The sequence below is a fragment of the Paramicrobacterium fandaimingii genome (genome assembly GCF_011751745.2).
Classification (GTDB): Bacteria; Actinomycetota; Actinomycetes; order Actinomycetales; family Microbacteriaceae; genus Paramicrobacterium; species Paramicrobacterium fandaimingii.
On record NZ_CP061170.1, the window covers coordinates 977814 to 1001725 of the forward strand.

Here is a 23912-nt window from a genome sequence, read left to right on the forward strand (position 1 = left end):
GATGACAGAGGAGCATGCGCGAGCGACGGGGCGTGGCCGTTCACCGCTGACCGGGCGGCGTGGACTCCATCACAGGGGCTGGGAGCTGCATCGTTGCCAGTGGCGTGGAAAGCGCTGTCGTCACGAGCGCTGAAATCTCGGGCGTGGAGTGGTTCGCCGGCCACGCGAGCACCGTGGTGATGTCTGGTGCGTCGGTGACGGGCACGGCTACGTGCTCCGGCCACTGCCAGGCACGGCTGGATGCGGGGATGACCAGAAGGGTCTTGCCTAACGCAACGAGCTGGGCGAGCTGCGACTGTGTGCGCACCTCGGGCCCCGGGCCGTCTGGATAGGTTCCATCGGTGCGCGGCCATCGAGCAATCGGCAAGTCCGGTACGTTGCTGACCTCTGCCATGGTGACCGCGTCGCGCTGGGCGAGCGGATGATTCGCGGGTACGATCGCCACCTGTCCCTCGACGACGAGACTTTCTGCGCGGAAGCCGACGAGGTCATCGACGGGGCGATGCATAATCGCTACGTCAGCCTGCCCGCTGCGCAGCAACTTGGCCTGCTCGCCCACCTCGCACAGCAGTACGTCGATCGGCGTGGCATCTTGTTCGCGCGCGTGCGCGTCGAGCAGCCGTCGCAGCAGCTCGTGAGAGGCCCCCGCTTTTGTCGCAAGCACGAGTTTCCGTCTCGGAGCTGCGGCACGCTGTGTTCGGCGCGCGGCGGCGGCGACGGAGTCAAGCGCCGGCCCTGCGTCACGAAGCAGCGTTGCCCCGGCCGCGGTGAGCGAGACGCCACGTCTGTCACGGTCGAAAAGCTGTACGCCGAGCCGTTTCTCCAGTGCGCGAATTGCGCGCGACAGCGGCGGCTGTGCAATGCGCAGCTGGTCGGCGGCTCGACCAAAATTCAGGTGCTCGGCGACGGCGACGAAATAGCGAAGTTCGCGGGTCTCAAGATATTCCACGAACGGAGCCTACTCCCTGATACCCGTGAGGTATCAGAGATGACCAACTCAGTCTTGGACAGGGGGTTCGGGCGTGCAGAGGATTGAGAGCATGAACGAAAAGAAGACAGCGCTCGTTACTGGCGCGAACAAAGGAATCGGTTTCGCCATCGCAGCAGGACTCGGGGCGATCGATTTCACCGTGGCGGTTGGCGCTCGAGATGACAAGAGGCGAGAGGATGCCGTTGAGCAGCTGCGAGCGGCCGGAATCGATGCTTTCGGAGTGGCACTTGACGTCACATCAGAGCACAGCGTTGCGGCAGCGGCGGCCGCGATCGAGCAGACCACTGGCCGACTCGATGTGCTCGTCAACAACGCGGGCATCGCCGGACCCACAGATGACGGAGCGCAGGTTCCGTCGACTCTCGATCTTGATGCCGTGAGCACCGTGCTCGACACGAACGTGTTCGGGGCGGTCCGGGTGACGAATGCTATGCTCCCGCTGCTGCGCCAGGCCGACGCACCGCGGATCGTGAATATGTCGAGCAACATGGGGTCGCTGACACTTCAGACCGGACCGCTGCTCGCGGCATACTCATCGTCGAAGACGATGCTCAACAGCATGACGGCTCTCTACGCCCGCGAATTCGCCGACACCCCCATCGTCGTGAATTCAGTCTGCCCCGGCTATGTGGCGACAGACTTTACGGGCTTCAACTCGCCGCGAATACCCGAACAAGGCGCTGCGATTGCGGTGCAGCTCGCGACGCTGCCAGACGACGGGCCGCGTGGCGGCTTCTTCGATGACAACGGTGCAGTGCCCTGGTAGGGGAGCTGTAGCTTTCGGCGACGAACGGCGGCTCCAGCTGGAGCCGCCGTTCGTCGTCAGTGCAGAGAGTCAGCGCAGAGAAATCAGCCGGTGTTCTGCAGGCCCGCCGCGACGCCGTTCACCGAGAGCAGCAGCAGATTGCGCGCCTGGTCGATCGTCGTCTCGGTTTCTTGCGTCGCCGCACCGCGCAGCGTGCGCAGCGCGCGCAGCTGCAACAGCGACAGCGCGTCGACATACGGGCTGCGCAAGCGAACGGCGCGCTGCAGCACCGCGCGGTTCTCGAGAAGCTCCGTCGTTCCCGTTGCGATGAGTGCCCACTCCCGTGTGCGCTCCATCTCTTCGAGAACGAGCGCCGCAAGGTCGTCACGGTCGCCGAGCTGCAGGTATCGCGCAGCGATGCGCTCGTCCGTCTTCGCGAGCGACATCTGCACGTTGTCGATCATCGTCGTGAACAGCGGCCACTCGCGGTAGGCCCGCTGCAGCTCGTCGCGATCGCCGACCGCCTTGAGCGCGGTGCCGAGACCGAACCAGCCGGCGAGGTTGATGCGCGCCTGCGACCACGAGAACACCCACGGAATCGCGCGCAGGTCTTCGAGGGACTCGACAGAGAGACCACGGCGTGCCGGCCGCGAGCCGAGGGGAAGAAGGCCGACTTCTTCTTGCGGGGTGACCTCGGCAAACCACGGAGCGAAGCCGTCAGCGTGAACGAGCTCGTAGAAGCGCTCCCTGCTCGCAGCATCCATCACACCGGCCATGTCGGCGAACGCCGTCGCCGCGCTCGCGTTGAGCTCGCCGTTCGAGGGGCTCGACGCCAGCAGAGTTGCCGACGCGATCTGCTCGAGGTGCCGAAGCGCGATGATCGGGTTGCCGTACTGGGCGAAGATGACCTCACCCTGCTCCGTGAGCTTGAAGCGACCATCGACGGAGCCCGGAGGCTGCGAGAGTACAGCCTCGTTCGCCGGTCCGCCGCCTCGGCCCATTGCGCCGCCGCGACCATGAAAGAGAGTGAGACGGATGCTGTTGCGCTCCGCCCATCGCGCGATGGCGTCCTGCGCCTCATAGAGAGTGAGCGTCGCCGAAACCGGGCCGACGTCTTTCGACGAGTCGGAGTACCCGAGCATGACCTCGAGGTGACGATCCGTTGCCTCGAGGCGCTGTTTCACCTCGGGCAGCTGGATCATCTTCTCGAGGATCTCGGGAGCGTTCTTGAGGTCGTTGAAGGTCTCGAACAGCGGAATGACGTCGAGCACCGGCGTCTCGCCGTCGCCGAACGCATAGCGCGCGAGGCGATGAACGTTGGCGATGTCGGCGACCTCTTGCGTGAACGAGATGATGTACCGGCGGGCGGCATCCACTCCGTAGCGCGTCTGCAGAGCGCCGATCGTGCGAAAGACGTCGAGCACCTCGTCGGTCATCTCGCTGGGCTGAACGCCGCGATCGAGCTCGTCGAGCGCCTGGCGGTGCACCTTCGAATGCTGGCGAACCTCAAGCTCGGCGAGATGGAAGCCGAAGGTCTCGACCTGCCAGATGAGACCCTGAACCTCGCCGTAGGCACTGCGCTTGTCGCCCGCTGCGACGAGCGAGTTCTGCACCGTGCGCAGATCGGCGAGCAGGTCGTCTGGGTGCGCGTAGGCGAGGTCGGCATTGCGGCCGCGCGTTGCGGCAATGCGCTCGGCGATCACCAGCACGACGCGGCGGTGGGGTTCGTTGGGGGAGCGCGTGGCGATCTCGTTCGTCAACTCGTCTGCGAGCGAACGCTGACGCTGCCATAGCGAGAGCAGGTCAGCGCTCGCGGCAGTATCGCCAGCGTCGAGCGTGAGCATGCGGCCAACGCGAGCGGCGGCGCGCTCGAGCCCGAGCAGCACATGCTCCGACTGAATTGCCGCGGCCTGACGGGTGGTCTTCGCTGTGACATTGGGGTTGCCGTCGCGGTCGGCGCCGATCCACGACCCGAAGCGAACGAATGCGTGCGAGCGCGGTGGCAGCGTTCCGGCAGCCTTGCCCGCGAGCCGGTCGTCGATGAGGCGGTAGATGCGCGGCATTGCCTCGAAAAGCGTCTGGTCGAAGATGTTCATCGCCGTGCGCACTTCGTCGAGAGGCGTCGGCCGTGTTGACCGCAGCGGCGCCGTGCGGAAGAGCACGTTCACCTCGGCGAGCAGCTCGCGCTTGTTCTCTGCCTGAACGTTCTCGCCGAGTCGCGGGTCGTCGTTTTCGGCGACGAGTTCGCTGATGCGGCGAATCGACGAGGCGACGGCGCGGCGACGAGCCTCGGTGGGATGCGCGGTGAGCACCGGGCGAAACTCGAGGCCATCGAGCATCCTCTGTGCACCGTCTTCGCCAAGCTCGCGAACCAGTGCGTTCATGGTGTCGGTGAAGGATGCTCCGACGTCGTCGCTCGGCTCGGGGTTGCGGCCCTGAAGCACGCGCACGCGGTGGCGTTCTTCGGCGAGGTTCACCAGGTGGAAGTAGCACGTGAAGGCGCGCGCCACCTCCTCGGCGCGTTCAGACGAAAACGACGCAACGAGTGCTTCGGCGTCTTCGAACGCCTTCACGTCTTCATTCTCGTAGGCATCGATCGTCAGGCCGCGCAGCTTCTCAACGTCGTCGAGAAGGCCTGAGCCGCCCGTCTCGATCAGCACACGTCCGAGTAGTTCGCCGAGCTGTCGTACGTCTGAGCGGAGGGCGTCGGGAATCTCCATGTTGCGTGGGGCCTGGATGATCGAGATTGCAGATGTGGGGGGATAAGAATCAGTCATCGTTTACCGAGGCTAGCGAGAGTTCGGGTGATCGCGTAATTGAGGGTACGTATGTGACGTCCCCTGGCCGTCTCGAATGCCGAGTTCAGGATGCCGCGGCTCAGAGCACGCGATCCGCGCCGTCTGCGGGGTGCACAGTGAAGCACTCCGGCTCGCGAAAGCCGGCGTCGGCGAACGCCCGCATGACAGCATCCGCCGTTGTGTCGACGCGATCACTCGAGATCAGCGCAACGGCAGCGCCGCCGAAGCCGCCCCCGGTCATGCGTGCGCCGACGGCGCCGTTCGCTTGCGCGGTCTCAACGGCGAGGTCGAGCTCAGGCACCGAGATCTCGAAGTCATCGCGCATCGACACGTGCGAGGCATTCAACAGCGTGCCGATCGCGCCTGGGCCCTCCGCACGCAGGGTTCGCACGGTGTCGAGAACGCGCTGGTTCTCGGTGATGATGTGCCGCACGCGGCGGAACGTCTCGTCGTCGAGTTCCCGTTCGGCGCGCGGGAGGTCGTCGACGTCGAGATCGCGCAGGCTCGCGACGCCCATGAGGGTCGCTCCGGTTTCGCACGAGGCTCGCCGAGCCGCATATCCGCCGGTTGCGTGAGCATGGTCGACCCGCGTGTTCATGACAAGGATCTCGAGGCCTGCCCGTTCAAGCCCTAAGTCGATCACCTCGGAGTCGAGCGACCGGCAGTCGAGAAACACAGCGGCGTCGCGGCGCCCGAACAGTGAGGCGCTCTCGTCCATGATGCCGGTCGGCGCGCCAACCGCCTTGTTCTCGGCGAGCTGGCCGACCCGGGCGAGCGTCTGCGCGTCGAAGCCGAGCTGCCATTCGTCGTTCAGCGAGACGGCGATGGCGCACATGAGCGCCGCAGACGACGACAGCCCTGCTCCCGTTGGCACGTCAGAGGCGACGTGCGCGTCGAATCCCGGCACCGATGAGAGGTCAGCGCCGAAATGCCGAAGCGCCCAGACGACGCCGAAGGGGTACGCCGACCATCCGCTCAGCGTGCCTGCGGCGAGCTGCGGGGCGTCGAGGTCATCGAGGCGCACCGTTGCGACGGCATCCGCGAAATCGCTCGACACGCGCACCGTGCGGTCGTCTCGCGCGCCGACGGCGACAGCCGTTGTTCTGTCGATGGCGAACGGCAGCACGAAGCCGTCGTTGTAGTCGGTGTGCTCGCCGATGAGGTTGACCCGGCCCGGGCCCTGCCACACGCCGTCTGGGGCGCGGCCGTAGCGGGCGGCAAAGGAGTCGGCTGTGGAACGCGGTAATGTCGTCAACGGGTCTCCTTGTCAGATGAGGGCACGGATGCCGCAGGCTCGACGGGATGCGCCAGATCGGCGCGCGCTATCGCATCGCGCAGATTCTGTGCGGACTTCTCTGGCGGAATGTCGCCGATCCAGGCACCCATCGCCGCTTCAGAGCCGGCGAGGTACTTGAGTTTGTCTGCGGCGCGGCGCGGCGAGGTGAGCTGCAGCATGAGCCGCACGTCGTCGCGCGCCACATTCACCGGGGCCTGGTGCCACGCCGCGATGTAGGGGGTCGGCGTGTCGTAGAGAGCGTCGACGCCGCGCAGCAGTCGCAGGTACAGGGTGGCGAGCTCGTCGCGCTCCTCGGGCGTGGTCTCGGCGAAATCGGCGACGTGCCTGTGGGGCAGCATGTGCACCTCGACGGGCCAGCGGGCGGCAAACGGAACGAATGCGCTCCAATGCTCGCCGCGCAGCAGCATCCGTTCACCCGCCTGCTCGCTCGCGAGAATATCGGCGAACAGCGTGGGCCCGTATGAACCGATGGAGTGGAGCAGGTTCTGGGTGCGCGGGGTGATGTATGGGTACGAGTAGATCTGGCCGTGAGGATGCTGCAGGGTCACGCCGATCTCGACGCCGCGGTTCTCGAACGGGAACACCTGCCGCACACCAGGCAGGGCGCTGAGTGCGCGCGTGCGCTCGGCCCACGCTTCGATGACCGTGCGCGCCCGTGCGCGGGTGAGCGAGCCGAAGGAGCCCTCGCGCTGGGGGGAGAAGCACACGACTTCGCAGCGCCCCACCGACGTGCGGGTGCGCTCGAGGCCGATGCGTGTGAGGTCGTAGAGGCCGCGCGGTTCGTTCTCGTCGCGTGTCAGCGGCCCGAACGACGGCGACTTGTTCTCGAACACGGCGACGTCATAGTTGCTCGGCACCTCCGACGGATTTGTCGGGGTCTGCGGGGCGAGCGGGTCGAGTTCGGCCGGGGGAAGGAACGCGCGGTTCTGGCGGGCGGCGGCGATCGAGACCCACTCTCCCGTGAGGGGGTCTTGCCGCATCGACGCCGTGGCGGGGCGCGGTTCGGCGTCGCGAGAATCGGCGCGACGCTCGGCGGGAAGGGTTGAGCCGGGGTCGTCAAAGTAGATGATGTCGCGGCCGTCGGTCAGCTTGTGTGCTTGGCTTGTGATTCCGCCGGTGAGAGTCGAGATCGTGGGGGGAACAGGCATGGGAGTCGTCCAGGTGTCGAATCGTGCGGAGAAACCGGCCTGGCGCAGTGCGCTCGCCGGCGCTCCAGTTCCGGTGTTGCGCCACAGAACTTTCAGGCGCGGCATTCTCGATCTGTAGCTCTTCAGAATCTATCGCTTTCGTATTGAAAAGTAAAGGCAAGTAAACGAAACTAAGTGCATGACGGATGCTGAGATTCTTCCCGCCGAGCTTCGCCGCGACCGCATCCGGGGCCGGCTCGACTCGCGCGGTTACGTTCGCGTCGCCGACATCGCGCGCGACTTTGCGGTGTCGAGTGTCACGGCGCGCACCGATCTCGACGCCCTTGTCGAGGCGGGCGTCGCGCGGCGCGTGCACGGGGGAGCGGTGGCAGCCGGAGCTGTTCCCGAGTCTCCTGTCGAGCAGTCGGTGCAGACGGGCATGGAGTCGAAGCGCGCCATCGGGCGACGAGCGGCAAGCCTCGTCGACTCGGGGCAGAGTGTGTTTCTCGACGTCGGTTCGACGGCGCTCGCCGTTGCCGAGGCGCTTGTCGAGCGCACGGAGCTGCACGACGTCGTCGTCATCACAAACGGCCTCTCGACTGCGCTGGCGCTCGAGCCGGGGCTGCCCCGCTTGACTGTCTACGTGACGGGCGGGGCACTTCGCCCGCTGCAGCACTCTCTCGTCAACCCGATGGGACAGCAGCTGATCGGTTCCGTTCATGCCGACGTTGCGATTCTGGGGTGCAATGGAGTCGACGTCGAGGCTGGCATCACAAACGTGAATCTGCCAGAGGCTGAGATCAAGCGAGCGATGGTCGAGGCATCCGACCGCGTGGTGATCACAGCGGATGCGTCAAAGCTCGGCAGGGTCACGCTCGGCCATGTCGCCGTGCTGAGCGACGTCGAGACGATCGTCACGGATGCCGCTGCCGACGTTGAGCTGGTGGCCGAACTTCGGCAGGCCGGCGCCCGCGTTGAACTGGCTGGTGATCTCTAGCGCGTTCTGTTCACGCGCTCTCCAAAAAGTACTTGCCAAAGTGGAAAGTACATGCGAGTATGGCAAGCATAAAGGGAGGGCATCATGGCTGATCACGCGACTCTGGAACCAAGCGAAGCCCGGCAGCTGCTCGAGAATGTGGAGCGACTCGGTACGGATGCACACCGGGCGGTGCGGCTTCCCTATATAGCGTTTCTTCTGACACTCGGAGTGGCGACAGCGCTCGGCACATTCGCCATGACCCTGACGACTGGTCGCGCGTACTCGGCAATACTCATGGGCATGGTCGCCGTCGTCGTGTTCCTCATTATCGGCTTCGCCATCGCGGTGCAGAACCACCTAGCGTTCTCATACAGCCGGCGTTGGTGCGCCTACATTGCAGCCTGGTTCGTTCCGTATGCCGTCGCCATCGCGACGATCGTCTGGCTGCCCGACGCTGACGTGTTCTCAGCTGTCGCATCCGCAGCCATTCTCCTTGCCACGTCGGCGTGTGCCGTCTGGGAGGCCCGGTCATGACTGCGCGCGACGTTCACCATCCGAGGCATCGGCTCGACGTCGAGCTTCAGAACCCTATTCGGCTCTCGATCCTCGCTGCGCTTCGCCGCGCAGGGACACTCGGCTTTGCTGAAGTACGCGATCTCATCGAGGTGAGTGATTCGGCCCTGAGCAAGCATGCCTCGGCACTGGAGCAAACTCGATACGTGCGTGTCGGCAAAACGTTTGTGGGCAAGCGGCCGCGCACCACATTCACGATCACCCGCGCGGGACGAGACGCATTGCAGCATCACATGGCCGCACTCACACAAATCGCTGAGATCGACGAAGACTGACCGGCCGCCGATACCGTAGGTGCATGGTGGAAATCAGCGTGAGGCCTGCGGCCCTCGAGGATGCTGTCGGCATCGCCCGCGTGCATATTCAAGCGTGGCGCGAGGCCTATGCCGCGCACGTTTCCGCGGAATACCTCGCGAGTCTCGACGAGGGTGCGCGTGTCGAAAGGTGGCGCGAGATCATTGCCTCCGGCGACACCGATGCCTTCGTCGCTGAAGCAGACGGAGTTATCGTCGGCTGGGCCTCAGCCGGAGCGGGGCGCCACATGGATGCTCCCCTCGACCGTGAGCTCGAGGGAATCTACATCACCGCGCAGATGTACGGATCGGGAGCGGGGCAACAGCTTCTCGACGCAAGCATCGGAGAGTCCGCCGCCTATCTGTGGGTGCTCGATGGCAACGCCCGTGCCGAAGCGTTTTACGCACGCAATGGATTTCGTCGCGACGGAGCAACACAGAATCACACGTTGGGCGACGCAACGGTCCGCATCATCCGCATGCTGCGTCTGGCGTGACGTGCCCTGACATTCGTGTGTCGAAGATGGTTCTGAGCCGACCATCCGAGCGCATTTATCGACATCTCAAACTGGCGCGGATGCTTGGCCGGCGTCGGAGGCCCGACATAGAGTGTCAGTCGTGCCAGAACCCGTCATTGAAGCGAAAAACCTCGTCAAGAAGTACAAGGACTTCGCCGCCGTCGACGGCATCTCGTTCGAGGTGGCGCCGGGGGAGTCGTTCGGACTTCTCGGGCCCAACGGCGCGGGCAAGTCAACGACGATGCGCATGGTCGGCGCTGTGTCGACCCGCACATCAGGGGACTTGAGCATCCTGGGGCTCGATCCCGACCAGTACGGGCCCGAGATCCGCTCTCAGCTTGGCGTCGTACCGCAGGCAGACAACCTCGATGAAGAGCTGCGTGCTCGCGAGAATCTGCTCGTCTACGGCCGCTACTTCGGACTGCCCCGCAAGCTCGTCGCCCAGCGCGCAGACGAGCTCATGACGTTCGCCCAGCTCGACGACAAGGTGAAGTCACGGGTCGACGACCTCTCGGGCGGAATGAAGCGCCGCCTCACCATCGCTCGCTCGCTCATCAACGACCCGCGCATTCTGCTGCTCGACGAGCCGACGACGGGGCTCGATCCGCAGGCGCGGCACATTCTCTGGGATCGTCTCTTCCGACTCAAAGAGCAAGGCACGACGCTCGTGCTCACGACGCACTACATGGACGAGGCAGAGCAGCTGTGCGACCGCCTCGTCGTCGTCGACAACGGCCGCATCATGGCGGAGGGGTCCCCGTCGCAGCTCATCAGGCAGTACTCGTCGCGCGAGGTGCTCGAAGTGCGCTTCGGCTCGCAGAACAACGAGCTGGTTGCACGCGACCTTGAGGGCGTCGGTGATCGCGCCGAAGTGCTCCCCGACCGCATCCTGATCTATTCGTCGAACGGCGAAGAGGCGCTCACGGCGGTCACCGCCCGCGGGCACAACCCCAGGACCAGCCTCGTGCGCCGCTCGAGCCTCGAAGACGTCTTTCTGCGCCTCACCGGGCGGAGCCTGATCGAATGAGCACAGACCACGCGACACGGGCGGATGCTGCTCGCGCGCTGTCTGCGGCGAGGGCGCCGCGCCGCTGGGGCGCCTGGTACGTGGCGGAGCACCGCTTTCGCAACATGAAGGCGTACACGCAGACGGTGATCGCGACAGGCATCGGGTCCCCGCTGATGTACCTCTTCGCGATGGGCGTCGGGCTGGCAAGCCTCGTCGATGCAAACGTCGAGCAGAATGGCCTCGCCGTCAGCTACCTCGTGTTCGTCGCCCCCGCGCTTCTCGCGATGGCGGCATTCGAGGCGGCCGCCGAGGAATTCAGCTACCCGATCATGCTCGGCTTCAAATGGAATCCGACGTTCACCGGAATGGGCGCGAGCCCCGTGACTCCAGGGCAGATCATCGACGGGCAGGTCATCGCCGTAACCGCCCGCATCGTCGTGACGACGGCGCTCTACTACGTGTTCATGCTGCTGTTCGGTGCCGTCCCCGGCGATCTCGGCTGGCTGTCGCTCTTCTCCGCCGTGCTCACCGGGCTCGCCTTCGGCACGCTTCTCATGGCCTATGTGGCGACGCTCGAGAACGACAGCGGCCAGATCGCCATGGTCATGCGGTTTCTTGTGCTTCCACTCACCCTCTTCTCGGGAACGGTGTTTCCGCTGACCCAGCTGCCATGGTTTCTGCAGTGGATCGGCTGGCTCTCGCCGCTGTGGCACGGCACACAGCTTGGTCGCGTGCTCTCATATGGTCATGCGGAGCCGGTGTGGCTCAGCATCCTTCATGTCGTCTACCTCCTGCTTCTGCTGATCGTCGGGTGGATGCTGGCGCGCCGCGTCGCCGCGAGGAGGCTCAACCGATGAGCGTTCAGACCGCTCCGGCGCGGCGTCGTGCGAACGGCCCGTCGGCGCTCTATTCCCGCAACGCCCGCTCGGTGATGCTGCGCGGCTGGCGGGCCACGGCGAGCACGAACTGGCTCGTGATGGTCTCGGGGTTCTTCGAGCCGATCTTCTATCTGCTGTCGATGGGCATCGGCCTCGGCGCGCTCGTCGGCGATGTCGAGGGCCCCGATGGCACGGAGATTCCGTACGCGGCGTTCATCGCTCCGGCCCTCCTCGCCGTCGCGGCGATGAACGGTGCCGTCTATGACTCCACCTGGAACGTGTTCTTCAAGATCAAATTCTCGAAAATCTATGAGGGGATGCTCTCGACATCGCTCGGCCCGTTCGACATCGCGCTGGGTGAGATCGCCCTCGCGCTCATTCGCGGCGCACTGTACGCGTTCGGCTTCATGATCGTGATGCAGGTGCTGGGCCTCAACCTGTCGTGGTGGTCTCTCCTCGCCTTCCCCGCCGTCCTGCTCATCGCCTTCGGCTTCGCGAGCTTCGGCATGGCGGTCACCAGCTACATGAAGACGTTTCAGCACATGGACTGGATCAACTTCATTCTCATGCCCATGTTTCTGTTCTCTGCCACGTTCTTTCCGCTGAGCGTGTACCCACAGGGCATTCAGATTGTCATTCAGGCACTGCCGCTGTGGCACGGTGTCGAACTGGTGCGCGGGCTCACCACCGGAGCCGTCGAGCTCGGGATGCTGTGGCACGCGCTCTATTTCGCGGTGATGGCGCTCGTCGGCCTCGTGTTCACGACTCGGAGGCTCCGGGCGCTGTTCCTCGACTAAGCTCGCACCGGCCGATGCGACGCTAGGCGACGCTGATGCCGTGGTCTGCGAGGAACGCTCGACTTCGGCCCAACTGGCGGTCGTCGGAGTAGATGATCCAACTGTGGTGGAGCCCCGCGTCGTGAATGGCATCTCGGAAGCGTCGAAATGCGCCTTTTCCCTCGAGCGAGCGTTTCAGCTGTTCGCTCAGGTGGGCATCGCGCTGCTTTTTGGCAAACGCCGCCATGTCGTTCCACGCTTCGTGTGGTCCGCTGTGCTCGATGGGTAGCCAGCGTTCGGGCTCGGCAGCGACGTCGATGGCCGCATCCACGCCGACCACTGAGGCGTCGAGGCTCTCCTCGGAGTGCACATCACCGGTCTTCAGGTCGAGGTACCCACCTGATGCCAGCTCGGCACCGCCTTCCCGCACCATCGAGAGCACGTCGAGGTCGACAGGCAACAGCCGGCCCGGAGGTTGCTCGTCGCGCAGGCGGGCGAGGAGATTTTCGCGCAGTACGTCGTCGCCGGGCCATGACCTCATCATGAGCCTGTTCACGATCGACAACGCCATCATCGAGGCATCCTCGCCGTGCTTGTCGAGGGCAATCGGCACCCCAGACCCCACAATCTGCAGGGCGTCGTCAACGTCACAGCCTGCGATCGTGGAGCGAAACAGATCGGCATCCTGCGCCACGATCGTTGCGCGGAGCGTTCGCATGTCAAGTGTGGGAATGTCTTCGACGCTCGGCCAGTCGTGCATCATGATCGGGTGGGGCCGTCGCGGGACCGGCGGAACCGGGCCCTCGCCTGGGTCCTCTGCCCATCGACGGCCGTACTGATCGGGAATGTTTCCCCAGCCCCAATAGGGCAGGGGACCGCGCGGACGAATGCCGAGTGTTTCCATCGGATCGATCTTCGCTGCATGGACTGTGCACAGATGGGTCCATTCGTCGCCCAGATCAAAGACGAAACGAAATTCGTCTCCCGGTTTCACCGTGCGTGCGACCTTTGCTGTCTCGGAGTCGAGTGTTGACGTCAGGGGACCGAATTCGGATGCCGCGAAATCGTCGGCGGTCTCGTCATCGGCGACAACCCGACCGTCCGACAACGTGAACACGGAAAGGTGCGATCGATCCCATCGCGCGAAAGCCGTGTTGATGGCATCAGCGAGGTCGTCGAACGAGTGGGACGGTCCGACGGCGAAGATGCGCCCCGGCCAGGGCCACGGCTCGACGTCTCGCCCGCCGAGCAATTCCACCGAAATCGAGAGCCAGGTTTTCGCCATCTCTCAAGAGTGCCACGCGCGTTCGTCTCCGGCGAGCAGTCACGCCATGATCAGGCGTTCGGTTCGCTCAATGCTTCGATGCAGAGCCCGAGCGCCTCATGCAGGGCGCGTGCCTTCTCTGCATCGAGCAGGCTGATCGTGCGGTTCTCGATCTGCTGCACGCTCTCGTCGGCGAGGTCGAGCAGCTGCCGGCCCGACTCTGTCAGCTTTGTCGGGAGGACCCGACCGGTCGCTGCCTGTTCAGCGCGCTCAATGAGACCGCGACGCTGGAGTCCGCGAAGAAGCGTGTTCATTGTCTGTCGGGTGACGAATGCGCCACGAGCAAGATCGGAATTGGACGCTCCGGGCTGCCGGCTGAGCAGCTCCAAGCAGATGTACTGGGGAGTCGAGAGGCCGAGCTCTCGCAGGGTCTCATCCATACGCGCGCGCAGCACCGACTGCGCTTGCTTGAGCCGATAGCCCACCAGTGCTCCGAGATCATCTTCTTGCAACATGTAAGTATTCTGACATACACTGAATGTCAGCATCCTGACATCCAGACCATTGGAGGAACATCATGACGGTAGTCGGACCCAGCTTTCTTGCCTTGCAGGTGCGTGACATTGAGCGCGCGGCTGAATTTTATGAGACGCAACTTGGCCTGCGCCGCGCTCCGCAGGCGCCGCCCGGGGCCGTCGTCTTTATGACGGAGCCGATCCCGTTTGCCGTGCGCGAGCCCCTGCCCGGAGTCGATCTCGATTCGACCCCGCGGCCAGGGCTCGGCATTGCGCTGTGGATGAGCTGCGATGCCGTGCAGAACCTGCATGACGATCTTGCCTCGAGGGGCACGCAGATTCTGCGTGCGCCCGAGCAGGGTCCGTTCGGGCTCAACTTCACGTTCGCCGACCTCGATGGGTATGCGGTGACGGTTCACGAACAGGCGCCCGCCCGCTGACCCGTCAGCTGCCGGCGACAGCGTGGGCCGTTGCCCGACGGCCCGCGCGGGAGAGCGGCACAAGGTTTCCGCGGCGGTGTGCAAGCACGAGCATGGTGACGGAGAGCAGAAGGCTCACGACAACAGGAACGATGGATGCCTCGAGCCCGAACGCGCCTCCCGTAAGGAGCGGCGATCCATGGGTTGTGACAGTGAAGAGGCCAGAGTACGCGTGGCCGGAGATGGGGATGCCGAGCAGACCCTCTGCCGTGTTCCAGGCGAAGTGCACGCCGATCGCAAACCACAGGTTGCGGCGCCAGAGGAACGCAGAGCCGAGAAGCACACCCGCTTCGAGCGCGATGGCACAGGCGCTCCACAGAGTGGCGCCCGGGTTCGCCAGGTGCAGCAGCCCGAAGATCAGTGATGTTGCGGCGAGAGCCACCCAGCTTCCGCCGAGCTTCTCGAGAGCCTGCAGTGCCAGACCGCGGAAGATGAGCTCTTCGATGACCGCGGCTCCGACATTGACGGCAACGACCGTCGCGATCACCGAGAGAACGTCGGCCGAAGCCCACTCGAAGGTATACCCGCCGAGAAGCGAGATCGTCGCGACGGAGACGGCGACGAAGACGAGCCCCACCTCAATTCCGTACAGCGTCTCGAAGAGCGAACGAGTGCGGGTGAGCTCCGGCGTCGGGCGTCCCGCCATTCTGTGCATGACGAGTCGGTACAGCAGCAGGCCGACGAGACTGCCGATTAGAGGAAGCGCGACGATGCCGAGCGCGCCGACAACGGGGGTCGGGGAGGTGATGAGGGCATACGCGCCGCCGATGGCGATCGCGCCCGCTGCGAGCCAGACGAGGGGAGATGAAACGATGCGACGAAGCACTGCGGATGGAGTCATGATCTGCTTTCAGCGTGAGGATGCAGACGCTGTCGCGTCGTGCACCCTCACGCTACGGATCTCCGCTCCCGCGCGCGTCACACCGGGGAGCCAACCTGTTCTCGTACCGTGGGTTGATCCCCGGCTGGCTGCCCGGGAGGGCGCTACTTCTCCATATCGACGTCTTTCGTCTCTGTGCTGATCAGCAGCGCCACGAGCGTGATCAGCGCCATCACCGAGAGATAGACACCGACCCAGAATGGGCTTCCGCCGCCGGCGCTCCAGAGGGCGACCGCGATGAACGGAGCCACGGCGGCACCGAGGATGGACGACACGTTGTACGAGACTCCAGATCCGGTGTAGCGCACGTTTGTGGGGAAGAGCTCGGGAAGCAGTGCGCCCATCGGGCCGAACGTCATGCCCATCAGCGAAAATCCGATGACCAGCAGGGCCATCACGCCGACAATCCCGCCGTCGAGCAGGGGGACGAACAGCAGCCCGAAGATGACGATCGCGACAGTCACCCAGGTGAGGGTGCGTCTGCGGCCCCACTTGTCTGCCCAGGGGCCAGACAGCAGGGTGAAGATGCCGAAGAATACGACGCCGATGATCGACATCAGGATGAACTGGGTTCGCCCATAGCCGAGGCCCGCCATGGCGGCATCCGTCGGTGTTGTTCCGTAGCTCAGCACGAACGTCGTCATCAGATAGAAGAGCACGTAGGTGGCGAGCATGAAGAAGGTGCCCAGAATGAGCTCGCGCCAATTGTTACGCAACACCGTGCCGAGCGGCATCTTGCTCACGGTGCCTTTGGCGACCGTCGCCGCGAACGCTGTCGATTCAACGAGCCTCAGCCGCACAATGACGCCGACGACGACCATGACGATGGAGAACCAGAACGGAACGCGCCAGCCCCAGGCGAGGAACTGTTCGTTGATCGTGCCGTTTGCGGGCTGGAGCAGAGAGATGATGATGAAGATGCCGTTGGCGATGATGTAGCCGAGAGGCGCTCCGAGCTGCGGGAACGTGCCGTACCAGGCGCGCTTTCCCTTTGGAGCGTTCTCTGTCGCGACAAGCGCGGCGCCCGACCACTCGCCGCCGAGTGCGAAGCCCTGTGCGAGGCGGAAGATCACGAGGAACAGCGGCGCCCACCAGCCGACCTGATGGTAGGTCGGCAGGAAGCCGATGAGGAACGTCGCGACTCCCATCGTTAGAAGCGAGGCGACGAGCGTGGCCTTGCGGCCCTTGCGATCGCCAAGGTGACCGTAGAAGATCGCGCCGAGCGGACGGGCGACCATTGCGGCGCCGAAGATGGCGAACGACGAGAGCAGTGCCACCGTCGGGTCGCCCTCGGGAAAGAAGAGGTGTGGAAAGACGAGAACGGCGGCTGTGGCGTAGACGTAAAAATCGTAGAACTCGATCGTCGTGCCGATCATGCTCGCGAAGATCACGCGAGAGCGCGGATTCGCGGGTGTCGGTATTTCTGTCGTTGCGTTGGGTGTCGTGATTGGTGCCTTGGACATGAGCCTTCGTTTGCGTGAGAAACCGGGTGTCGCTGAATGGATCACGCGGGGTATGCGCGGTCGTGTCGCGGCGATGACGAAGCCTGCTTGTGGCGGGACGTGCTTACTTTACGCCTGCTGGCAACGTCACCAAACTTTTGGATATTCCGCCGCGAGAGTCCCCCGAGCGGCCCTGAACGCGGTGGACCCATCGAAAGGTTGATGTCCGTGTGCAGGCTGGCGACTAACCTGTGAGGCATGGATACTTTGTTCGCAGTGCTTCACGTCGTCGCGGCGGTCTTCATCGTCGGCCCCATGGCGATCATTCCGATGACGGCGATGCGCGCCGTCAGGGCGGGAAACGGCAGCCAGGTTGCGGTGCTCGCCAAGTCGACGATGATCTTCAGCTGGCTTTCACTGCTTGTCGTTGTGTTCGGGTTCGGCGTCATGGGCATGTCGGAATACGACATCTCGATGACGACGCCGTGGATTCTCTGGTCGCTGATTCTCTGGGTCGTGGCGACGATCATCAACCTTGCGCTTGTGGTGCCGACGATGAACAAGGCGGCGAAGGCGCTTGCGGATGGCCCGTCTGACGACCGCGCCAGCTACCCTGCGATCGCCGCGGGAAGCGGTTTGGCCACCATCATGCTCATTGCCGTCGTCGTGCTCATGGTGTGGAAGCCGTAACGACGTCACGCTCACCGCAGTGAGCCGCAGAAACGGGGCTGCGCTCTCGAACGTTCGAGAGCGCAGCCCCGTTTGTGTAGCGCACGCGGTGTCGCGCGCACGGTCAGGAGGTGCGGTGGCTCAGGCTCGAACGGCGGTGAGCGCGCGCACCGTGGCGATGGCGGCCTCGGCCGCCTCGCGGCCCTTGTCCTCCTTCGACCCGGGAAGGCCGGCGCGGTCGAGCCCCTGCTGCTCGTCGTCAAGTGTGAGAACGCCGAAGCCGACCGGTTTGCCCGTCTCGACGGTGACCTGCGTGAGACCGGAGGTGGCGGCATCCGAGACGTACTCGAAGTGCGGCGTGCCGCCGCGGATGATCACGCCGAGGGCGACGACGGCATCGGCACCGGCCTCGAGAGCTGCGCGCGAGACGACGGGAAGCTCGAAGCTGCCGGGCACCCGCACGAGCGTGTGGTTCGCGCCTGCCTCCTCAAGTGTGCGCACGGCGCTGTCAACGAGCCCGCCCATGATTGTGTCGTGCCAGCTGGCAGCGACGATGACGATGTCGAGGCCCGTGCCGTCGACGTTCAGCGTGGGGGAGCCTGCTCCGCTCATTTCTCTCCTTGGGTAGATGTCAGTGTTGCCGTGTCGGTCGTGAGCGGCTGCTCAAGCTGGTGCCCCATGCGGTCGCGCTTGGTGGCAAGGTACTTGGAGTTGAACGGACCGACCCCGACGACGAGCGGCACACGCTCGGTCACCGTGATGCCGTGCGCCTCGAGCTGCTGCACCTTCGTCGGGTTGTTTGTGAGCACGCGCACCGTGTCGAGCCCAAGATCGGAAAGAATGGCGGATGCCGCGGTGTAATCGCGGGCATCGGCAGGCAGTCCGAGTGCGAGGTTGGCGTCGAGCGTGTCGAGTCCTTCTTCTTGCAGCTTGTAGGCCCGCAGCTTGTTGATGAGGCCAATGCCGCGGCCCTCGTGGCCTCGAAGATAGATCACCACACCACCGTGGCGCTGCACGGTGTCGAGTGCGGCGTCGAGCTGCGGACCGCACTCGCACTTGAGTGAGCCGAACGCTTCGCCCGTGAGGCACTCCGAGTGCACGCGCACGAGCGATCCGCTTTCGAGCTCACCCGAAATGACGGCGACGTGATCGGCGCCCGTTGCGCGGTCGCGGTATGCCCTCACGCGGAAGGTGCCGTGCGTCGTGGGGATTGTCGTCTCCACCTCGAAGATCACTTCGCTCGACTCGGGCACGCTCTGCTCTGTCGTGCATGCGCGTGAAGCGTCGGGCGTTGAGTCGATGTAGCGCACGAGTTCGGCGATCGTGATCACGGGGATGTCGGTCTGCGCACCCAGTTCGATGAGCCCGGGGAGTCGCATCATCTCGCCGTCATCGTGCACGACTTCGCAGATGGCGCCGACGGGAGGCAGCCCGGCGAGCTTCATCAGATCAACGGCCGCCTCGGTGTGCCCGTTGCGCTCGCGAACGCCACCGTCGCGTGCGCGCAGCGGAAGAACGTGCCCCGGGCGGATGAGGCTCGCCGGAGTCGAATCGGGGGAGCCGAGGGTGCGCAGCGTGTGTGAACGGTCGGCGGCGCTGATACCCGTCGAGATGCGGGTGGCGGCGTCCACCGAGATTGTGTATGCCGTTCCGCGAGGATCCTCGCTGTCGGCAACCATGATCGGAAGATTCAGCGCATCGGCGATCTCGTTCGGCATGGGCGCGCAGATGTAGCCGCTTGTGTGCCGAATGGTCCAGGCAAGCCACTCCTGTGTCGCGAGGGCGGCAGACATGATCACGTCGCCCTCGTTCTCGCGCGATTCGTCATCTGCTACGAGCACGGGCTTGCCCTGGCGCAGTGCGTCGAGGGCCTCGGGAATGGAGGCGAGGCTCATCGGTTGCTCCCTTCTGCGGCGCCGAGCGCCAGCATCCGTTCGACGTGTCGTGCAATGATGTCGGTTTCGATGTTCACGTGATCTCCGACGCTCAGGTCTCCCAGCGTGGTCGCGGTGAGCGTCTCGGGAATCAGCGAAACCTCGAACCACTGCGCGGCGTGCTCTGCCGGGGCGACGTCGCTCACAGTGAGCGATGTGCCGTCGACCGCGATGGAGCCTTTGTCGACGACAAGTCGGGCGAGCTCGGCCGGCAGGGAAAAGCGCAGCACGCGCCAATCGCCGTCGTCGGTGATGCTCTCGAGTCGCGACGTTCCATCAACGTGCCCCTGCACGATGTGGCCGCCGAGGCGATCGCCGACGTGGGCGGCGCGCTCGAGGTTGACGCGCCGACCGACGTCCACGGTCGCGAGCGTCGACATGGCGAGCGTTTGGCCCATCACGTCGGCGGCGAAGCCGTCGGCTGACTGCTCGACGACGGTGAGGCACACGCCGGAGACGGCGATCGAGTCGCCGTGATGAGCATCAGAGACCGCGAGCGGACCCCGCACGCTGAGGCGCAGAGACGACCCGCTGCGGGAGACGGCCGTCACGGTGCCGATCTCTTCGATGATTCCGGTGAACATTGTTTACTGTCCCTTCGGGGTCAGAGTGAGTCTGACGTCGTCTCCGACACGGGCGACGTCGCTGAGGGCGAGGCGAAGCGCATGGTCGATGGAGCGCACGCCAAGGTCGGTGAGTGCGACGCGGTCGCCGCCGAGCAGAGTCGGCGCGAGGTATGCGACGTAGCTGTCCACGAGGCCCGCGCGCACGAAAGCCGACGCGAGGGTCGGCCCTCCCTCGATGAAGAGGGAGCGGATGCCGCGCTCTCGCAGCTCGTGCAGATCGGCGGCGAGGTCACGGCCGTCGAGCTGAATGTGAGGGAGAGGATGCTGTCGCAGCTTCGCGCCGTCTGAGATCTCGCGTCCGCCGAACACAATGGGAACGGGCTGATTGCTCAGGAGCTCGCCGTGAGCGTCGCGCGCGGTCAGAGACGGGTCGTCAGCGAGAACCGTTCCGCTGCCGACGGCGATGGCATCGTGCTGGCTGCGCAGCAGGTGTGCGTCGTCGCGGGACTCCGGTCCGGTGATCCACTGACTCGAGCCATCGGACGCCGCGGCGCGGCCATCGAGCGATGAGGCCCACTTGAGTGTGACGAGCGGACGGCCGAGCGTCGCCGTCGTCATCCAGTCTCCGAGAAAGGCGTCGACGTCCGCCGCGAGCACGCCGGCCTCGACGTCGACGCCCGACGCGCGAAGCCGATCGCCGCCGCCGCTCGAGACGGTGCCCGGGTCGGTCGAGGCATAGACGACGCGCGCGATTCCGGCGTCGAGCAATGCATCGACGCACGGGCCGGTGCGCCCCGTGTGATTGCACGGCTCAAGCGTCACGATGGCTGTCGCGCCGCGTGCGGCATCCGCGCCCGCCGCCGTCAGAGCAGCGATCTCAGCGTGCGGCGTTCCTGCGCCTCGGTGCCACCCCTCGCCGAGCACAGTCCCGTCGGACGAGACGATGACGCAGCCGACGCGGGGATTGATGCCGCGCTCTGGGCCGTTTGCGGCGAGTTCGAGTGCACGGCGCATGAACTGCAGCTCGCGTTGTGATGCCACCGGCTCCCTTTCTCGAGGCTCCGGGGGCTCGCAAGGCTGCGATGGCAACGCGCGGAGGCGTCGCCACGTGCTTCCTCCCTTCCGGACTCGAATCGCCATGTGGCGATCCATAACCGTCGGTGCCGGAATTTCACCGGCTCAGCCTCCCAGAGGAGGGTCGCGGACTTTCACCGCCGGTTCGGACTCTCACCGACCCCGGAGCACGTTACGTATAACCATGTTACGTCACGGGTATTCCCGGTGCGGTGTGTGTCGCTTCATGACGCAAGCAGCAGCCGCGCCGTTGTTGCATCGACGATCAGATCAGTGATGAGGCCGGCCGCCAGCGCACCGCGCAGGCTCTGCAGCTTGCTCTCTCCTGAGACGATGCACACGCGCCGGGCAACACGGCGCTGAACATCGAGATCGGGACCGGACGAACGCGTATTGATCTCGATGCCGTCTGAGGAGCCATCTTCGCGATAGAAGACCGTAGCGACGTCCCCCACGACGTTCGCCTCCTGCATCGACGCGAGGTCGTGCTCGTCGAGGTAGCCGCCGACGTAAACGTGGCTCGGCACGACGGCGAACGGCGAGCCCAGCCCGAAGACCGTCATGTCCATGCTGCGCTGAATGTCGAGAACGCGGCGCACACTGCGTTCGCGCCACATCGCCGCTTTTGTGGCGGGGTCATCGAACAGCGCGGGAACAGCGAACTGCTGCACGGCCGCCCCATAGGCGGCACCAAACCGCTGCAGCAGCTCACTCGCATAGACAAGACCCGTCGTGCGGGGGTTCGCGGCACCGTTCAGCTGCACAATGCGCGAATTGTGCGTGTTCTTGGGCACGAGATGCCGGGAAACCGCCGTCATCGTCGCGCCCCACGCGACTCCGATCATCATGTTCGACTCGACGAAGCCTCCGAGAATTCGTGCAGCGGTGAGCGCAACTCTGTCGAGCCTGTCGACGTCGCTTGTCTGCTCGGGCACCGGAACCACGTGAGTGACGACCCCGAATCGACGGCGAATATCTGACTCGAGCTGCCGCGGAACGTCGAGCGGGCTCGACACGTTGATCGTGACGAGTCCGCTGTCGCGTGCATGGCTCAAGAGGCGAGATACCGAGGATCTCGAGGTATGAAGCTCGTCTGCGATGGCATCCATTGTGAGGTCTTGCAGGTAGTAGAGCTGTGCCGCGGTCAGGGCATCGCGGGTCTTCGCCGACAGAGTGTTCGACGGGAGTTTGGCCAATGTTCTCTCCTTGCACGTTTGTGCATCAAGTTTGAACGCCAGTGTAGCTTCTGTCGAGGATGGACAGAGACGGATAAGCCAGCGCACCGCGGCATCCGACGATTACCCGATGAGGAGTGGACAATGGCGAGCGAGAATTCCGGCACCGTCAGCACGCGAGATTCAGTGCGTGCGATCGCGGATCGTCCCCATGCGAGTGTGCTCATCATCGGTGGGGGCATCAACGGCATCTCCACATTCCGAGACCTCGCGCTGCAGGGCGTTGATGTCACGATCGTCGAGCGCGACGACTGGTGCTCCGGAGCATCCGCGGCGTCATCTCACATGATCCACGGCGGTGTTCGCTACCTCGAGAACGGCGAATTCCGCCTCGTGCGTGAGTCGGTTCAGGAGCGCAACAGCCTTGTGAAGATCGCCCCCCACTACGTGAAACCACTCGAAACAACGGTGCCGATCTTCTCGACGTTCTCGGGGATTCTGGCGGCGCCGCTTCGATTCCTGACGCACAAGCAGGGAAAGCCGACCGAGCGAGGTGCCTTCCTGATAAAGATCGGCCTGATGATGTACGACTCGTTCTCCCGTGACGGGGGAGCGGTGCCCCGGCACTCGTTCCGCGGTCGCACAGCGTCGCTGAAACAGCATCCGGCTTTCAATAAGGATCTCAAATACACAGCGACCTACTTCGACGCCTCTGTTCACGACCCCGAGCGGCTCGCTCTCGATGTGCTGCGCGACGGCATCGCGACAGGCCCACATGCCCGGGCGGCCAACTACGTCGAAGCCGTCGGATTCGACGACGGCGGCGTGACGCTTCGGGACAACGCATCGGGCGAGACGTTCACGATGACGGCAGACGTGATCGTGAATGCCAGCGGCCCCTGGACCGACCTCACGAACGAGGCACTCGGAAACCGCACGTCGTATATGGGCGGAACCAAAGGCTCGCACATTGTTCTTGACAACCCGGAGCTGCTCGAGGCGACGGGCGGAAACGAGATCTTCTTCGAGCATGAAGACGGCCGCATCGTGCTCATCTACCCGCTCAAGGGCCGCGTGATGGTCGGCACAACAGACATCGAGGCAGACCCCTCACAGCCCGCTGTGTGCACGGACGAGGAAGTCGACTACTTCTTCGACCTCGTGAAGCACGTGTTCCCCGATGTGAACGTTGAGCGCTCGCAGATCGTCTACCGCTTCTCGGGCATCCGGCCGCTGCCAGGGCACGGTGACACACAGCCTGGGTTTGTGTCGCGTGACTACCGCATCGTTCCGACGGATCTTGACGGAACGCCGATGCTGAGCCTCGTCGGAGGCAAGCTGACGACATTCAGGGCGCTCGGCGAGCAGCTCGGCGACGAAGTTCTGGGGCACGTCGCAGCAGAGCGCAGCGTTTCGACGGCGGGCATGCCGATCGGCGGAGGTAAGGGTTACCCGACAACGGATGCCGCGCGCACGACGTGGCTTGCCGCGCACAGCGACTCCCTCTCACGTCACCGCGCCGACGTGCTGCTCGAGCGCTATGGCACGCGCGCGGAATCCGTCATCGACGAACTTGAGGCGACGGGCGACTCACCACTCGTGCACGCCCCCGACTACTCGCGTGAAGAGATCGAGTATCTCGTGCGCACGGAACAGGTCGTTCACCTCATCGATGTGCTCAAGCGTCGCACCAGTCTCGCCTTCACCGGTACGGTGAGCGACGAGCTGCTCGATGAGATCAATCCGATCGTCGCCGCGGAGCTCCATTGGAGTGACGCGGAGGCGGCCGCAGAACGGGCAGAGGCAGCCCGCGTACTGCGCGATGCCCACGGCGTCGTGCTCTCTGGACGAAGGGAGACCCCGACTCCCGCATAACCCGAAGTGCTCTCACTCTTGTTACCGCACCGAGACACGGTTAGATTCTGAAGTG

Annotated in this window: 24 protein-coding genes and 1 riboswitch; of the genes, 11 read left to right on the plus strand and 13 right to left on the minus strand. The window is 64.7% G+C overall.

Going from position 1 to position 23912, the window contains the following annotated elements; genetic code table 11:
- Window positions 1-40: 40 nt before the first annotated feature.
- Entirely contained in the window at window positions 41-949 is a 909-nt protein-coding gene (locus tag HCR84_RS04745; protein ID WP_166984025.1) for a LysR family transcriptional regulator, read from the minus strand.
- Window positions 950-1040: 91 nt separating this feature from the next.
- On the opposite strand from HCR84_RS04745, the gene HCR84_RS04750 reads away from it, so the two are divergent.
- Window positions 1041-1757, plus strand: coding sequence for an SDR family oxidoreductase (locus tag HCR84_RS04750; protein ID WP_166984024.1), 717 nt, complete (start codon window positions 1041-1043; stop codon window positions 1755-1757).
- Between the two features lie 83 nt (window positions 1758-1840).
- On the opposite strand, the gene HCR84_RS04755 is transcribed toward HCR84_RS04750, so the two are convergent.
- From HCR84_RS04755 to galT, 3 genes are all read right to left on the minus strand, one after another.
- A complete protein-coding gene (locus tag HCR84_RS04755; protein WP_166984023.1) occupies window positions 1841-4513 on the minus strand; it encodes a phosphoenolpyruvate carboxylase in 2673 nt (890 codons plus the stop codon).
- Between the two features lie 100 nt (window positions 4514-4613).
- Window positions 4614-5789, minus strand: coding sequence for a galactokinase (galK, locus tag HCR84_RS04760; RefSeq protein ID WP_166984022.1), 1176 nt, complete (start codon window positions 5787-5789; stop codon window positions 4614-4616).
- Complete coding sequence (gene galT, locus HCR84_RS04765) at window positions 5786-6979, minus strand: galactose-1-phosphate uridylyltransferase (RefSeq protein ID WP_166984160.1); 1194 nt, start codon at window positions 6977-6979, stop codon at window positions 5786-5788. Before galT ends, galK begins: the two co-directional genes overlap by 4 nt.
- 178 nt (window positions 6980-7157) lie before the next feature.
- On the opposite strand from galT, the gene HCR84_RS04770 reads away from it, so the two are divergent.
- The 7 genes from HCR84_RS04770 to HCR84_RS04800 all read left to right on the plus strand — a co-directional run bounded on the left by HCR84_RS04770 (window position 7158) and on the right by HCR84_RS04800 (window position 12005).
- On the plus strand, window positions 7158-7955 hold the full coding sequence (locus tag HCR84_RS04770; RefSeq protein WP_166984021.1) for a DeoR/GlpR family DNA-binding transcription regulator: 798 nt from the start codon (window positions 7158-7160) through the stop codon (window positions 7953-7955).
- 84 nt (window positions 7956-8039) lie between these two features.
- Window positions 8040-8471 (plus strand): chemotaxis protein CheY, encoded by a 432-nt coding sequence (locus tag HCR84_RS04775; RefSeq protein ID WP_166984020.1) that lies wholly within the window; start codon window positions 8040-8042, stop codon window positions 8469-8471.
- Complete coding sequence (locus HCR84_RS04780) at window positions 8468-8785, plus strand: winged helix-turn-helix domain-containing protein (RefSeq protein ID WP_166984019.1); 318 nt, start codon at window positions 8468-8470, stop codon at window positions 8783-8785. Before HCR84_RS04775 ends, HCR84_RS04780 begins: the two co-directional genes overlap by 4 nt.
- 23 nt (window positions 8786-8808) lie before the next feature.
- Window positions 8809-9300, plus strand: coding sequence for a GNAT family N-acetyltransferase (locus HCR84_RS04785; protein WP_166984018.1), 492 nt, complete (start codon window positions 8809-8811; stop codon window positions 9298-9300).
- Window positions 9301-9421: 121 nt separating this feature from the next.
- Complete coding sequence (locus HCR84_RS04790; RefSeq protein ID WP_166984017.1) at window positions 9422-10348, plus strand: ABC transporter ATP-binding protein; 927 nt, start codon at window positions 9422-9424, stop codon at window positions 10346-10348.
- Window positions 10345-11187: an ABC transporter permease gene (locus HCR84_RS04795; RefSeq protein WP_166984016.1), complete on the plus strand. Its 843-nt coding sequence runs from the start codon at window positions 10345-10347 to the stop codon at window positions 11185-11187. Before HCR84_RS04790 ends, HCR84_RS04795 begins: the two co-directional genes overlap by 4 nt.
- A complete protein-coding gene (locus HCR84_RS04800; protein WP_166984015.1) occupies window positions 11184-12005 on the plus strand; it encodes an ABC transporter permease in 822 nt (273 codons plus the stop codon). The genes HCR84_RS04795 and HCR84_RS04800 overlap by 4 nt, the downstream gene beginning before the upstream one ends.
- A 22-nt stretch (window positions 12006-12027) precedes the next feature.
- On the opposite strand, the gene HCR84_RS04805 is transcribed toward HCR84_RS04800, so the two are convergent.
- Complete coding sequence (locus HCR84_RS04805; RefSeq protein WP_166984014.1) at window positions 12028-13269, minus strand: IS1096 element passenger TnpR family protein; 1242 nt, start codon at window positions 13267-13269, stop codon at window positions 12028-12030.
- A gap of 50 nt (window positions 13270-13319) precedes the next feature.
- The gene (locus HCR84_RS04810; protein WP_195706691.1) at window positions 13320-13763 is read right to left on the minus strand and encodes a MarR family winged helix-turn-helix transcriptional regulator; all 444 of its coding nucleotides are present in this window, start codon (window positions 13761-13763) and stop codon (window positions 13320-13322) included.
- A gap of 62 nt (window positions 13764-13825) precedes the next feature.
- Here HCR84_RS04810 and HCR84_RS04815 point away from each other — a divergent pair, with 62 nt between their 5' ends.
- Window positions 13826-14203 carry a VOC family protein gene (locus tag HCR84_RS04815; protein ID WP_166984012.1) on the plus strand — a complete coding sequence of 126 codons (378 nt, stop codon included), beginning with the start codon at window positions 13826-13828 and terminating at the stop codon, window positions 14201-14203.
- Window positions 14204-14207: 4 nt separating this feature from the next.
- On the opposite strand, the gene HCR84_RS04820 is transcribed toward HCR84_RS04815, so the two are convergent.
- Together HCR84_RS04820 and HCR84_RS04825 are read right to left on the minus strand one after the other, a co-directional pair.
- Window positions 14208-15083, minus strand: a complete 876-nt coding sequence (locus tag HCR84_RS04820) for a CPBP family intramembrane glutamic endopeptidase (protein ID WP_166984011.1) — start codon at window positions 15081-15083, stop codon at window positions 14208-14210.
- Window positions 15084-15226: 143 nt separating this feature from the next.
- The gene (locus tag HCR84_RS04825) at window positions 15227-16585 is read right to left on the minus strand and encodes an MFS transporter (RefSeq protein WP_166984010.1); all 1359 of its coding nucleotides are present in this window, start codon (window positions 16583-16585) and stop codon (window positions 15227-15229) included.
- Between the two features lie 237 nt (window positions 16586-16822).
- Here HCR84_RS04825 and HCR84_RS04830 point away from each other — a divergent pair, with 237 nt between their 5' ends.
- Window positions 16823-17254, plus strand: a complete 432-nt coding sequence (locus HCR84_RS04830; RefSeq protein WP_166984009.1) for a DUF2269 family protein — start codon at window positions 16823-16825, stop codon at window positions 17252-17254.
- Between the two features lie 120 nt (window positions 17255-17374).
- Here the strand turns inward: HCR84_RS04830 and ribH are convergent, their stop codons facing one another.
- The 5 genes from ribH to HCR84_RS04855 form a co-directional block, all read right to left on the minus strand.
- Entirely contained in the window at window positions 17375-17845 is a 471-nt protein-coding gene (gene ribH, locus HCR84_RS04835; protein ID WP_166984008.1) for a 6,7-dimethyl-8-ribityllumazine synthase, read from the minus strand.
- Entirely contained in the window at window positions 17842-19128 is a 1287-nt protein-coding gene (ribA, locus tag HCR84_RS04840) for a GTP cyclohydrolase II (protein ID WP_166984007.1), read from the minus strand. The genes ribH and ribA overlap by 4 nt, the downstream gene beginning before the upstream one ends.
- On the minus strand, window positions 19125-19751 hold the full coding sequence (locus HCR84_RS04845) for a riboflavin synthase (protein WP_166984006.1): 627 nt from the start codon (window positions 19749-19751) through the stop codon (window positions 19125-19127). The genes ribA and HCR84_RS04845 overlap by 4 nt, the downstream gene beginning before the upstream one ends.
- 3 nt (window positions 19752-19754) lie before the next feature.
- Window positions 19755-20774 (minus strand): bifunctional diaminohydroxyphosphoribosylaminopyrimidine deaminase/5-amino-6-(5-phosphoribosylamino)uracil reductase RibD, encoded by a 1020-nt coding sequence (gene ribD, locus HCR84_RS04850; RefSeq protein ID WP_434063552.1) that lies wholly within the window; start codon window positions 20772-20774, stop codon window positions 19755-19757.
- A gap of 63 nt (window positions 20775-20837) precedes the next feature.
- A riboswitch (FMN riboswitch) is annotated at window positions 20838-20982 on the minus strand.
- Between the two features lie 49 nt (window positions 20983-21031).
- On the minus strand, window positions 21032-21916 hold the full coding sequence (locus HCR84_RS04855) for a sugar-binding transcriptional regulator (protein WP_166984158.1): 885 nt from the start codon (window positions 21914-21916) through the stop codon (window positions 21032-21034).
- A gap of 210 nt (window positions 21917-22126) precedes the next feature.
- Here HCR84_RS04855 and HCR84_RS04860 point away from each other — a divergent pair, with 210 nt between their 5' ends.
- Window positions 22127-23857, plus strand: coding sequence for a glycerol-3-phosphate dehydrogenase/oxidase (locus HCR84_RS04860; RefSeq protein ID WP_166984005.1), 1731 nt, complete (start codon window positions 22127-22129; stop codon window positions 23855-23857).
- The last annotated feature ends 55 nt before the right edge of the window (window positions 23858-23912 follow it).